Annotated in this window: 10 protein-coding genes; 1 reads left to right on the top strand and 9 read right to left on the bottom strand. The window is 52.5% G+C overall.

Annotated elements, in window-relative coordinates; all coding sequences use genetic code 11:
• Positions 1-2: 2 nt before the first annotated feature.
• The 9 genes from nuoI to lrhA all read right to left on the bottom strand — a co-directional run bounded on the left by nuoI (position 3) and on the right by lrhA (position 10,779).
• Entirely contained in the window at positions 3-545 is a 543-nt protein-coding gene (gene nuoI / locus RTX30_RS06590; protein WP_312688076.1) for an NADH-quinone oxidoreductase subunit NuoI, read from the bottom strand.
• Between the two features lie 14 nt (positions 546-559).
• Positions 560-1,537, bottom strand: coding sequence for an NADH-quinone oxidoreductase subunit NuoH (nuoH, locus tag RTX30_RS06595; RefSeq protein WP_312688078.1), 978 nt, complete (start codon positions 1,535-1,537; stop codon positions 560-562).
• Positions 1,534-4,260: an NADH-quinone oxidoreductase subunit NuoG gene (nuoG, locus tag RTX30_RS06600; protein WP_312688080.1), complete on the bottom strand. Its 2,727-nt coding sequence runs from the start codon at positions 4,258-4,260 to the stop codon at positions 1,534-1,536. The genes nuoH and nuoG overlap by 4 nt, the downstream gene beginning before the upstream one ends.
• Before the next feature lie 91 nt (positions 4,261-4,351).
• On the bottom strand, positions 4,352-5,689 hold the full coding sequence (nuoF, locus tag RTX30_RS06605; RefSeq protein WP_312688081.1) for an NADH-quinone oxidoreductase subunit NuoF: 1,338 nt from the start codon (positions 5,687-5,689) through the stop codon (positions 4,352-4,354).
• A complete protein-coding gene (gene nuoE, locus RTX30_RS06610; protein WP_086868054.1) occupies positions 5,686-6,186 on the bottom strand; it encodes an NADH-quinone oxidoreductase subunit NuoE in 501 nt (166 codons plus the stop codon). Before nuoE ends, nuoF begins: the two co-directional genes overlap by 4 nt.
• A 2-nt stretch (positions 6,187-6,188) precedes the next feature.
• Positions 6,189-7,991, bottom strand: coding sequence for an NADH-quinone oxidoreductase subunit C/D (gene nuoC / locus RTX30_RS06615; RefSeq protein ID WP_312688092.1), 1,803 nt, complete (start codon positions 7,989-7,991; stop codon positions 6,189-6,191).
• Positions 7,992-8,081: 90 nt separating this feature from the next.
• Positions 8,082-8,756 carry an NADH-quinone oxidoreductase subunit NuoB gene (gene nuoB, locus RTX30_RS06620; protein WP_007371088.1) on the bottom strand — a complete coding sequence of 225 codons (675 nt, stop codon included), beginning with the start codon at positions 8,754-8,756 and terminating at the stop codon, positions 8,082-8,084.
• A 15-nt stretch (positions 8,757-8,771) separates the two neighbouring features.
• Positions 8,772-9,215, bottom strand: coding sequence for an NADH-quinone oxidoreductase subunit NuoA (nuoA, locus tag RTX30_RS06625; RefSeq protein ID WP_312688096.1), 444 nt, complete (start codon positions 9,213-9,215; stop codon positions 8,772-8,774).
• Positions 9,216-9,840: 625 nt separating this feature from the next.
• A complete protein-coding gene (gene lrhA, locus RTX30_RS06630) occupies positions 9,841-10,779 on the bottom strand; it encodes a transcriptional regulator LrhA (RefSeq protein ID WP_312688098.1) in 939 nt (312 codons plus the stop codon).
• 956 nt (positions 10,780-11,735) lie between these two features.
• Between lrhA and alaA the strand changes: the two genes are divergently transcribed.
• The gene (alaA, locus tag RTX30_RS06635) at positions 11,736-12,950 is read left to right on the top strand and encodes an alanine transaminase AlaA (protein ID WP_312688100.1); all 1,215 of its coding nucleotides are present in this window, start codon (positions 11,736-11,738) and stop codon (positions 12,948-12,950) included.
• Positions 12,951-13,012 lie beyond the last annotated feature (62 nt).

Raw genomic sequence — 13,012 nt, forward strand, 5'->3', positions numbered from 1 at the left:
CCTTACGGTAACAGGCTCTTGACGTCGATAGGTTTGGCTTCGTTTTCCGCTTCACCTTTATCTTTGCCGTCGATTGCCATACCTGCCATCCGGTAGAAGTTATATTCCGGGTATTTGCCCGGACCGGAGATCAGCAGATCCTCTTTTTCGTACACCAGATCCTGACGCTTGAATTCGCCCATCTCGAAATCGGGGGTGAGCTGAATCGCCGTGGTTGGGCACGCTTCTTCACACAAACCGCAGAAGATGCAGCGCGAGAAGTTGATTCGGAAAAATTCCGGATACCAGCGACCATCCTGCATCTCGGCTTTTTGCAGCGAGATACAGCCTACCGGACAAGCTACCGCGCACAGGTTACAGGCAACACAACGTTCAGACCCGTCCGGATCGCGCGTCAGCACAATTCGACCACGGTAACGCGGCGGCAGGTAAACCGGCTCTTCCGGATACATCCGGGTTTCGCGCTTTGCAAACGCGTGCAGGCCAATCATCCAGATACTACGGACCTGGGTGCCGAAGCCCACGAGTAATTCTTTTAAAGTCATGGTCTTTTCACCCCTTATTGCGCTTGCCAGAGAATGACAGCTGCCGTTCCCAGCAAGTTAATCAGCGTCAGCGGCAGGCAGACTTTCCAGCCGAACGACATCACCTGGTCATAACGAGGACGCGGTAATGCTGCGCGGATCAAAATGAACATCATCATAAAGAACGCAGTTTTCAGCGCGAACCAGATGAAAGGCGGTAAGAACGGTCCATGCCAGCCACCGAAGAACAGCGTAACCATCAGTGCGGAAATGGTGACGATACCGATATATTCACCGACGAAGAACAGACCAAACTTCATCCCGGAATATTCGATGTGATAACCATCCGCCAGTTCCTGCTCTGCTTCCGGCTGGTCAAACGGGTGACGGTGACATACCGCCACGCCCGCGATTGCAAACGTCACAAAGCCAAAGAACTGCGGGATTACGTTCCACAAACCCGCCTGGTTGTTAACAATGTCGGTCATATTGAATGAACCGGCCTGCGCCACAACGCCCATCAGGGAAAGCCCAAGGAACACTTCATAACTCAGCGTCTGCGCCGAGGCACGCATTGCACCGAGCAGAGAGTATTTGTTGTTACTTGACCAGCCCGCAAACAGCACCGCATAAACAGCAAGCCCTGCCATCATCAGGAAGAACAGGATCCCAATGTTCAGGTCAGCGACAACCCAGGTCGGGCTGACCGGCACGATAGCAAATGCCAACAGCAACGAGGTAAACGCAATCATGGGCGCCAGAGTAAAGATCACACGGTCAGAAAATTGTGGGACCCAGTCCTCTTTAAAGAACATCTTGATCATGTCCGCAACCAGCTGAAGTGAACCACCCCAGCCTACACGGTTCGGCCCGTAGCGGTTCTGGAACAGACCCAGCAGACGACGTTCACCAAAGCTCATAAATGCGCCACAGGTAACCACCACCAGCAGGATCACTACCGCTTTCAGGATGCTTAACAAAATGTCGATAACATCCGGTGTTAACCAGCTCATGCTTGCGCCTCCTGCAGATTTTCAAGACGTGCTCCGGCCAGCACCGGCGCAATGCCAGGCATGCCCATCGGCAGACCTACCTGCCCTGCTGCCAGCCCTTCCGATACCTGCAACGGCAAACTGATGGTCTGCCCTTCATAGGTGAAGGAAATATGCGCACCCGCATTGACGCCAAGCTTCGCGGCATCGGCCGGGTTAAGCTTGATGTACGGCTGTGGCATGCGACTCTGGAACACAGGCGAACGCTGCGACATTTCGTCACTGCCAAACAGATGATAGTACGGGGCAATCCGCCATTTGCCGTCCTGAGCTTCAAATGCCCCCGGCACACTAACGAAGTAGTCCAGCCCGCTATCAGAGGCTTCAATCAGGCGTACGCCCGGATCGCCATGACGCAGGTGACCGCCCACTTCATCCTGGAACTTGTTCCATGCCTGCGGTGAGTTCCAGCCAGGCGCCCATGCGAACGGAATTTGCGAACGCGGTGCGGACGGCTGGTTGTTCCCTTCCATTGAGAAGGCGAACATGGTGTCTTTATCCTGCGGCTGACGCGGCTCGTGCACGCTGATATTGGCGCGCATAGCAGTGCGCCCGCTGTAGCGATGCGGTTCACGCGCCAGTTTCTGCCCGCGAATACGGAAGCTGGCATCCGGCGCGGCATCTTTAATACCGGCCAGTTGCGGCAACGCGTTAACAGCAGCATCAATAACGTGGTCAAGCTGCGTCCAGTCCACTTCACGGTTTTGCACGGTGCTGTGCAAGGAGTGCAACCAGCGCCAGCTCTCCAGCATAATGGTTTTGTTGTCGTAATAGCCTGGGTCGTAAACCTGGAAGAAGCGCTGAGCACGGCCTTCGTTGTTGATGACTGTGCCGTCGCTTTCCGCAAAACTTGCGGCAGAGAGCACCAGGTGCGCTTTGTCCATGATCGCCGTGCGCTGATGGTCAATGACCAGCACCAGCGGTGCTTTTGCCAGCGCGGCGTCGACACGGGTTGCGGATGCGTGGCGGTGCAGATCGTTTTCCAGCACCACGACCGCGTCGGCCGCACCGCTTTCCAGCTCAGCCAGTGCCTCATCGAGGCTACCGCCGCCAATCATTCCCAGACCCATGCTGTTGACCGAACGGGCAATCATGGTGATGCCCACATCAGAACCGCGGCCTTTCAGCGCTTTGGCAACGTTTGCCGCCGCGTGGATAACATCCGCGCTGCCCGCGTTCGTGCCAGAGATAATCAGTGGTTTTTTCGCCCCGGCCAGCGCCTGAACGATAACATCTACTTTGTTCTTCAGGTCATTGCTCAGGCCGTCAACCGCCGGTGCGGCGTCGTCCAGCGCATGGGCAATAGCAAAACCCAAACGGGCCTGATCTTCTACCGGTGCGCGATATGTCCACGCAGCGATATCATCCAGACGGGTACTGTCGACGTTGGTGACAAACAGCGGGTGTTTGGCACGCTGACCGATGTTCATGATCGCAGCAATCTGCCAGTCGGCGACTTTCTGAGCCGCAGCCATTTCTCGTGCTTTACCTTTCACGGCCTGACGCACCGCCAGCGAAACGCGGGCGCCGGTCTGGGTAATATCTTCGCCAAGGATCAGCACGGCATCATAAGATTCGATTTCACGCAGCGCCGGGGTACGGATACCGCCTTCACGCAGCACTTTCAGCGCCAGCTCAAGACGTTGTTGCTCACCTTTGGCAATGCCGGTATAGAAGTTTTCCGCACCCACCAGTTCACGCAGCGCGAAGTTACTTTCCACGCTGGCGCGCGGGGAGCCAATGCCAATCACTTTCTTCGACTGGCGCAGAATATCCGCTGCACCCTGCATCGCTTGCTCAGCGTTAAGCGTGATCAGATCGTCGCCGCGACGTTGAACCGGCTGACGCGGGCGATCTTTCAGATTGACGTAACCATAGCCGAAACGACCACGGTCACAGAGGAAGTAGTGGTTAACGGTACCGTTATAACGGTTTTCAATGCGACGCAGTTCACCGTAACGTTCACCCGGGCTGGTGTTACAACCCAGTGAGCATTGCTGGCAAATGCTTGGTGCAAACTGCATATCCCACTTACGGTTGTAGCGCTCAGAGTGGGTTTTATCGGTAAATACGCCTGTCGGGCAGATTTCGACCAGGTTACCTGAGAACTCGCTTTCCAGCACGCCATCTTCCGGGCGACCAAAATAGACATTGTCATGGGCACCGTAAACGCCAAGATCCGTGCCGTCTGCGTAATCTTTGTAGTAACGCACACAGCGGTAACAGGCGATACAGCGGTTCATTTCATGGGAGATGAACGGCCCGAGATCCTGATTACGGTGAGTACGTTTGGTAAAGCGGTAGCGACGGAAGCTGTGACCGGTCATGACGGTCATATCCTGCAGATGGCAGTTGCCGCCCTCTTCGCAAACCGGGCAATCGTGCGGGTGGTTAGTCATTAACCACTCAACAACGCTTTCACGGAACTGCTTCGCTTCATCGTCATCGATAGAGATAAAAGTACCATCGGACGCCGGTGTCATACAGGACATCACCAGGCGGCCACGCGTGTCTTCCGCGTTCTGATATTGCTTCACCGCACACTGGCGGCACGCACCCACGCTCCCCAGCGCCGGATGCCAGCAAAAATAAGGAATATCAAGGCCTAAAGAGAGACAAGCCTCAAGAAGGTTGTCTGCTCCATTTACCTCGTATTCTTTGCCGTCTACATGAATAGTAGCCATTAGCATGCTTCCAGTTGTCTCAGTCAGCGACTGAGAGTTAATCAAAATTCTGTTCGCGTCCCCTCACCCATTGCTGATGAGGGAAGGACCATTACCAGCGCGCTTTCAGCAAGTTTGGCTGGATACCGCCAATTGCATGGGTATTGCTGAATTGCTGTTTAATGCCCGCTTCAAACTCTTCGCGGAAATATTTAATCGCGCTCTGTAACGGTTCAACCGCACCTGGCGCATGCGCGCAGAAGGTTTTACCCGGCCCGAGTTGTCGACACAGTTGCTCAAGTGTCTCGATATCTCCAGGCTGGCCTTCACCACGCTCCAGCGCTCGCAGGATTTTTACGCTCCACGGCAGACCGTCACGGCATGGCGTACACCAACCGCACGACTCGCGGGCGAAGAACTCTTCCAGGTTGCGCACCAGCGAGACCATATTGATTTCGTGATCAACAGCCATCGCCAGTGATGTGCCCAGACGACTCCCGGCTTTACCAATGCTTTCGAACTCCATTGGCAAGTCGAGATGCGCTTCGGTCAGAAAGTCAGTGCCTGCGCCGCCCGGCTGCCAGGCTTTAAACTTCAGGCCATCACGCATGCCGCCGGCATAGTCTTCAAGAATCTCGCGCGCGGTGGTGCCGAAAGGCAGTTCCCACAGGCCTGGGTTTTTCACACGGCCGGAGAAGCCCATCAGTTTAGTGCCAGCATCTTTACTGGTCGAAATGTTCTGGTACCACTCCACGCCGTTGGCAAGGATAGCCGGCACGTTACACAGGGTTTCGACGTTGTTCACACAAGTCGGTTTACCCCATACGCCAGAACTGGCCGGGAAGGGTGGCTTGGAACGCGGGTTAGCGCGACGCCCTTCCAGGGAGTTAATAAGGGCGGTCTCTTCACCGCAGATATAACGCCCGGCACCGGTATGCACAAACAGCTCGAAGTCAAAACCGGTACCCAGGATATTTTTCCCCAGCAGGCCAGCTTCGGTCGCCTCAGCGATAGCACGGCGCAGGTGGACGGCAGCTTCGATATACTCGCCACGCAGGAAGATATAACCGCGGTAGGCTTTGAGTGCGAACGCGGAGATCAGCATGCCTTCCACCAGCAGGTGCGGCAATTGCTCCATTAACAGGCGGTCTTTGTAGGTACCCGGCTCCATTTCATCGGCGTTACACAGCAGATAACGGATATTCATGGATTCGTCTTTCGGCATCAGGCTCCACTTCAGCCCCGTGGAGAAGCCTGCACCACCGCGGCCTTTCAGACCCGAATCTTTCACCGCATTAACGATATCGTCCGGAGCCATGCCTGTCAGGGCCTTACGCGCACCGGCATAGCCATTTTTGCTCTGGTATTCATCCAGCCAGACCGGTTGCTTATCATCACGCAGACGCCAGGTCAGCGGATGGGTTTCGGGAGTACGGATAACAGTTTTCATTTATACCGCTCCAGTAGCTCAGGAATGCCTTCCGGTGTCAGATGACTGTGCGTGTCTTCGTCAATCATCATGTTCGGGCCTTTGTCGCAGTTACCCAGGCAGCAGGTCGGCAGCAGCGTGAAACGGCCGTCGAAGGTCGTCTGGCCTGGCTTGATTTTCAGGTGGCTTTCAATGGCCGACTGAATACCCTGATAACCGGTGATATGGCATACCACACTGTCGCAATAGCGAATAACGTGTCGGCCAACCGGCTGGCGGAAAATTTGGCTATAGAATGTCGCCACGCCTTCAACGTCGCTCGCCGGGATCCCCAGAACATCCGCAATGGCATAGATTGCGCCATCCGGCACCCAGCCACGCTGTTTCTGAACGATCTTCAGCGCTTCAATGGACGCCGCACGCGGGTCTTCGTAGTGGTGCTTTTCGTGCTCAATTGCCTCACGCTCTGCCGCACTCAGCTCAAAAGCCTCGGTTTGTGGTTGTTGATTCTCGTGCATAATTAGCGGTCCACATCTGACATAACAAAATCGATACTACCCAGATAAACAATCAGGTCAGAGACCAGGCTGCCGCGGATCGCCGACGGAATTTGCTGCAAGTGCGCAAAGCTCGGAGTGCGAACACGGGTACGGTAGCTCATGGTGCTGCCATCACTGGTCAGGTAGTAACTGTTAATACCCTTGGTTGCCTCAATCATCTGGAAAGATTCGTTAGCCGGCATGACCGGGCCCCACGAAACCTGCAGGAAGTGAGTAATCAGGGTTTCGATATGTTGCAGCGTGCGCTCTTTCGGCGGTGGCGTCGTCAGCGGGTGATCCGCTTTGAACGGGCCTTCCGGCATGTTATTCAGGCACTGCTCAAGGATGCGCAGGCTCTGGCGCAACTCTTCAACTTTCAGCATCACGCGGGTGTAACAGTCGCTGACGCCACCGCCCACCGGGACTTCAAAGTCAAAGTTCTCGTAACCGGAATACGGGCGTGCTTTACGCACGTCGAAATCAATACCGGTCGCACGCAGGCCAGCACCAGTAGTCCCCCACTCCAGCGCTTCTTTCGCGCCGTAAGCGGCTACACCCTGAGAGCGGCCTTTCAGAATGGTGTTACGCAGCGCCGCTTTCTCGTAGGACGCCAGACGTTTCGGCATCCAGTCGAGGAACTCGCGCAGCAGACGATCCCAACCACGCGGCAGATCGTGTGCCACGCCGCCAATGCGGAACCAGGCCGGGTGCATACGGAACCCGGTGATTGCTTCCACCAGATCGTAGATTTTCTGACGATCGGTAAAGGCAAAGAACACCGGCGTCATTGCGCCCACGTCCTGAATGAAGGTGGAGATGTAAAGCAAGTGGCTGTTAATGCGGAACAACTCAGAAAGCATCACGCGGATGACGTTAACGCGATCCGGTACCGTGATCCCTGCCAGTTTTTCTACCGCCAGCACGTATGGCATTTCGTTGACGCAGCCACCGAGGTACTCAATACGGTCGGTATAAGGAATGTAGCTGTGCCATGACTGACGTTCGCCCATTTTCTCGGCGCCACGATGGTGGTAACCGATATCCGGCACGCAGTCGACGATCTCTTCACCATCCAACTGCAGAATGATGCGGAACGCCCCGTGAGCGGAGGGGTGGTTCGGACCGAGGTTGAGGAACATGAAGTCCTCATTGTCGGTGCCGCGCGTCATACCCCAATCTTCCGGCTTAAATGTCAGCGACTCCATTTCCAGATCCTGCTTGGCTTTGGTCAGCTCAAACGGATCGAATTCGGTGGCGCGCGCCGGATAATCTTTACGCAGCGGGTGCCCCGTCCAGGTCTGCGGCATCATGATGCGCGTCAGATGTGGGTGGCCATTGAAAGTAATGCCAAACATCTCCCAGGTTTCACGCTCGTACCAGTTGGCGTTCGGGAAGATTTTGGTGATGGTCGGCACATTCAGATCGTTTTCCGACAACGCCACCTTCAGCATGATGTCGCGGTTGCGGTCAATCGAGATCAGATGATAGAAAACGGAAAAATCCGCAGCAGGTAAACCGGCGCGGTGAGTACGCAGACGCTCGTCCATGCCGTGCAGGTCGAACAGCATGACATAAGGCTTCGGCAACTTTTTAAGAAAATCAAAAACGTCCAGTAATTGCTCACGCTTAACCCAGACTACGGGTACCCCGGTGCGGGTCGCCTGAACGGTAAAGGCATCCGGCCCAAAACGGTTGCGCAATTCGCCAATGACCGGATCATCCAGATGATCCCGGGTCTGCCATGCGGCTTCTTGCGCAGTTAAATCGGTCATATTGTTCACCATTGCAAAGGGTCCGTGGTGACTGTCGGGTATGGCTTCGCGTTATTGGATTATTGAAATGCGAAGTATTTTTCCATTACCCACAGGCGCAAATTAAATCTCGTCCGGCGTACGCAGGTTGGTCACAGCAATGCGCTCGCCACGCTTACGGTCGCGTTCAGATTGCATATTGGCGCGGTAAACGCCCTGATCGCCAACCACCCATGAGAGCGGACGACGTTCTTTGCCAATCGATTCCTGTAACAGCATCAGCGCCTGCATATACGCTTCAGGACGCGGCGGACAACCAGGGATGTACACATCCACCGGGATAAATTTGTCAACGCCCTGCACCACAGAGTAAATGTCGTACATGCCGCCAGAGTTTGCGCAGGCACCCATGGAGATCACCCATTTTGGCTCCAGCATCTGGTCATATAGACGCTGAATAACCGGTGCCATTTTGGTAAAGCAGGTGCCGGCAACCACCATCAGGTCAGCCTGACGCGGAGAAGCTCGCAGTACTTCTGCGCCGAAACGCGCAACGTCGTGTACAGCGGTAAACGACGTCACCATCTCTACATAGCAGCACGAAAGGCCAAAGTTATAAGGCCAAATTGAGTTTTTACGCCCCCAGTTCACCATATCGTGCAGAGCATTCTCGAGTTTGCCCATATACACGCTACGGTTGATTTCTTGTTCCAGGGGGTCGGTTACGATCTCCTGTTTTTGCAGGGGGTAACGGTCGTTCTCACCGTTAGGATCTATGCGGGTGAGCGTATAATCCATCTTATTGCCTCGCGGTTAGCGTTGACGATCAGTGTAGCTGTTGGTCTCTGGGTTCATTTGCTCGCGGCGCGAACGCGCGGGCGTCCAGTCCAGCGCGCCAATACGCACCAGATAAACGAGACCAGCCAGCAGCACTAAAATGAAAATTGCGGCTTCGACAAAACCGACCCAACCACTCTCGCGAATGGAGGTTGACCATGCGAATAAGTAGAGCGCTTCTACGTCGAAGATCACGAAGAACATGGCCACCAGGTAGAACTTGGCGGACAGACGCAAACGCGCGGTACCGACAGAATCGATACCCGATTCGAAAGGAACGTTTTTGTGCCTCGCGCGTGCGCGACCGCCTAAAAACCGTCCGCCAATAAGCATGAAGCAGCACAGCCCAATGGCGACAATAAGAAAGATAGCGAATGCCCAATGATGAGCGATGATTTCAGTGGATGTTGACATACGCATTGCTTAACTCAAAAGGTAGCGTTAAAACCTCTGCTCTTGCTGGCAGATGACGCCACATCGATTCACGGGGAGGAATAAAAAACCACACATTTACTGCGTAATAGCGAAATACAGCTAAACGATGTGGGTTTTTACTCCTTTCTATAACCTTTTGTCAACTTTAACAAAAGTTTCCTCACATTAGTTTACATCGGCAGCAATCCATTAACATTTAATGCCGTTTTCAGGTTCAGCCTCGAGATTACCCGCAAAGTAAACGGGTGTTGAATCGTGTCCGTTGTGAGTTTTCATAAATATTACCCTCTTATTTTGACAGGATTTTGTTCGGATTCCTCCCCCTCTGCGGGAGTATTTTCTTGATCTGTGACACGCTTTTGTTAATTCATCACTAAAAACAGCAACAATCCAGTGTGATTTTTAACATGAGCAGAAGGCATGAAAGACTATAGTTTATAAAAGGATATTTTGCTGCAGGCAGGAATAACGCTTTGAAAAAAATAATGATTTCTATGATGAATAATTGACATGCTTATAATTTGTGCAAAAAATGAACCAGAGACAAAAATTTGTTCGTCAGTGGTTCATTTTTACACTTACATTTTGTTACCAGTTTTTGGAACAAATGTTACCCAAAATCCCCCTCGGCGATAAGAGAATCGCCTCCCCCTTCGGGAGTACTGCTACTGTAGTGCCACGGATTTTGATAGTGCTCCATTGCCTGGAAAATGACCTGCGCCAGCTCATTCTGACTGTGAGGATTATAGCAAAGCAGGTATTCCGTATCGGGCAGTAGCGGCAGACCATCAGTGCGCCCGAGCACCCGCAGTTCAGGGTTCATCATTTCAACCGGACGGGCGGTCACACCTAAACCGGCTTTTACCGCTGCTTTCACGGCCGAAAGCGTCGACGCAACGTAGGCCATGCGCCAGGGGATCCCGGCCTCATTTAGCGCATTGATCACCATATCGCGAAATGCACTTGGCTCATCCAGTAACACCAGCGGAACCGCCTCCCCTTTTTGCAAGACGTACTCTGCAGAGCAATACCAATGCGTGGGTGAAGTGCGCAACGTCAGGTTATCAAACTGACCGGAACGGTGTGTTGTCACCACCAGATCGACATCATGATCCTGCAGGCGATCGCCCGACAGAGGATTGCGCTTCACCCGAACATCCAGCGCAAGTTTCGGGTAAACCGAGCTAATACGATTAAGCAGAAAAGGCAGAATGGTGTCGGCAGATTCATCAGAAGCACCGATGGTCAGTACACCCTGAAGGTTGCTGAACATCAGCGATGTACATGCTTCATCATTGAAACGTAAGATCTTTCTCGCATAGCCCAGCAACTGGATGCCATGTTCAGTCAAAAGTTTATTACGCCCATGACGGGCAAACAGTTCTTTTCCCACTAACTGTTCCAGCCGCTGCATTTGCTGACTCACAGCAGACTGGGTGCGGCAAACCGCGGCGGCGGCTGCAGCAAAGGTGTTAAGATCAGCGACCGCAACAAAGGTTCTCAGCAGATCGAGGTCGAGATTCAGTATCGGACGATTTGCATTTATCATAATTTTTCACTTACGGGTTGCTCGCGCGGAGTTACCCGGGTTTATGCTGTGCTCGTAAGATTAAGTAATTCCATTTATAAGGTGCATCCTGCCAACCAGGGTCCGTATCAACCCGACTGTAAGTTATGGTGTTTATAGTTCGCCGTCTGATGCAAGCTGAACTCAATGAGTTTATTTAGCATACTCCCATTCCTTTTAGATATATAAACCATGCTAAAGCATCCTTATCCTTTTAAGAGATAAACCGTCGCAGGCATCATTCGCGACCATGCTTAGCACAAGCATCATATACAATCAGTTCTTATGGCTGATTGGGAGTAAAAACCTGTAATAACAAACATCTAAAACCAAAAAATATCCCGCATATGAAGCAGGGTTTTTTACAAGAATGCCATTACAGACTTTTCGATTTTAACCTAAAACCTTTATTTTTATAAGCATTATTACGAATAATCTCAAGCCAAAAAAATTGCGCGCCACCCAGCACAATCTTATTAATATTAATGATAGTCATAGTTCCTATTCTCAATATTAAATAGCTATTAATTAAGAAACAGTCCAACGATTAATAAAACTTAACACTGCGTTTACAGCGGCCCCCATTTTTCACCCTACCAAAATTGATGAACACCGTATCCATCATTCAGATTTTTCGAAAGAATCATGGGATTCACACTTGCGGATTTACCGCGAGGATACCCGGCAACCCGATCTCATTGGCATAAAATAATATCAAAACCAAATTCAACAACATTAACAACCATAAAAATAGAATACGAGTGGTTTAATTATAAAACAAACCACTAAAGATATAGTTAAAAAAGCGTTACCACAGAAAAAGTTAGCGCAAAATCTTCTCCTGCGAACCCTTCAAAACCAGCCCGTGGGGGAGTACATTGTTCGGTGTTCACTTCCACGGCAGGCAGTGACGAACACAGCTAAAAGGTCAAAGGTTCATGTCCTCCATCGAAAAATCCAGCAAGTTAGATAACGTCTGTTACGACATCCGCGGCCCGGTTCTGAAAGAAGCAAAGCGTCTGGAAGAAGAAGGCAATAAGGTTCTCAAACTTAACATCGGCAACCCGGCCCCCTTTGGCTTCGAAGCGCCGGATGAAATTCTGGTCGATGTGATTCGTAATCTGCCTGGCGCGCAAGGTTACTGCGATTCGAAAGGGCTCTATTCCGCCCGTAAAGCGATCATGCAGCACTATCAGGCGCGCGGGATGCGCGAAGTCACTGTCGAAGATATTTATATTGGCAACGGTGTTTCTGAACTGATTGTGCAGTCAATGCAAGCCCTGCTTAATAGCGGGGACGAAATGCTTGTTCCCGCGCCAGATTACCCTTTGTGGACTGCAGCCGTTTCGCTCTCCAGCGGCAAAGCCGTGCACTATCTGTGCGATGAATCCTCTGACTGGTTCCCGGATCTTGACGATATCCGCGCTAAAATCACGCCACGCACCCGCGGTATTGTGATTATTAACCCGAACAACCCCACCGGCGCGGTTTATTCGAAAGAACTGCTGATGGAGATCGTTGAAATAGCACGCCAGCATAACCTGATCATTTTCGCTGACGAAATCTACGACAAAATCCTCTACGACGACGCAGAGCACCACTCAATTGCGGCTCTGGCGCCAGATCTCTTTACCATTACCTTTAATGGTCTGTCGAAAACCTATCGCGTGGCCGGGTTCCGTCAGGGCTGGATGGTGCTGAGCGGGCCGAAAAAGCATGCCAAAGGCTATATTGAAGGGCTGGAGATGCTGGCCTCGATGCGTTTATGCGCCAACGTTCCTGCACAGCATGCGATTCAGACAGCGCTGGGCGGTTACCAGAGCATCAGCGAATTTATTGTGCCAGGCGGCCGTTTATACGAACAACGCAATCGCGCATGGGAACTGATTAACGAAATTCCGGGGGTTTCCTGCGTGAAACCGAACGGTGCGCTCTATATGTTCCCCAAAATCGACGCGAAACGTTTCAATATTCACGATGACCAGAAAATGGTGCTCGACTTCCTGCTGCAGGAAAAAGTGTTACTGGTGCAAGGTTCCGCGTTTAACTGGCCGTGGCCGGATCATGTGCGTATTGTGACTTTACCGCGCGAGGACGATCTGGAAATGGCCATCACCCGTTTCGGGCGTTTCCTTTCAGGCTACCATCAATAATTGCCGTCGGGGGAGGATTTGCATCTTCCCCCACTCTCTGCGCACAATGACTCCAGTCGCCG

Source organism: Kosakonia sp., from assembly GCF_032052965.1.
Classification (GTDB): Bacteria; Pseudomonadota; Gammaproteobacteria; order Enterobacterales; family Enterobacteriaceae; genus Kosakonia.

What these genes read in the sequence shown, in the direction of transcription:
- nuoI (WP_312688076.1), bottom strand. Translation starts at nt 545, where the DNA reads ATGACTTTAAAAGAATTACTCGTGGGCTTCGGCACCCAGGTCCGTAGT.
- nuoE (WP_086868054.1), bottom strand. Translation starts at nt 6,186, where the DNA reads ATGCACGAGAATCAACAACCACAAACCGAGGCTTTTGAGCTGAGTGCG.
- nuoG (WP_312688080.1), bottom strand. Translation starts at nt 4,260, where the DNA reads ATGGCTACTATTCATGTAGACGGCAAAGAATACGAGGTAAATGGAGCA.
- nuoF (WP_312688081.1), bottom strand. Translation starts at nt 5,689, where the DNA reads ATGAAAACTGTTATCCGTACTCCCGAAACCCATCCGCTGACCTGGCGT.
- nuoH (WP_312688078.1), bottom strand. Translation starts at nt 1,537, where the DNA reads ATGAGCTGGTTAACACCGGATGTTATCGACATTTTGTTAAGCATCCTG.
- lrhA (WP_312688098.1), bottom strand. Translation starts at nt 10,779, where the DNA reads ATGATAAATGCAAATCGTCCGATACTGAATCTCGACCTCGATCTGCTG.
- nuoA (WP_312688096.1), bottom strand. Translation starts at nt 9,215, where the DNA reads ATGCGTATGTCAACATCCACTGAAATCATCGCTCATCATTGGGCATTC.
- nuoB (WP_007371088.1), bottom strand. Translation starts at nt 8,756, where the DNA reads ATGGATTATACGCTCACCCGCATAGATCCTAACGGTGAGAACGACCGT.
- alaA (WP_312688100.1), top strand. Translation starts at nt 11,736, where the DNA reads ATGTCCTCCATCGAAAAATCCAGCAAGTTAGATAACGTCTGTTACGAC.
- nuoC (WP_312688092.1), bottom strand. Translation starts at nt 7,991, where the DNA reads ATGGTGAACAATATGACCGATTTAACTGCGCAAGAAGCCGCATGGCAG.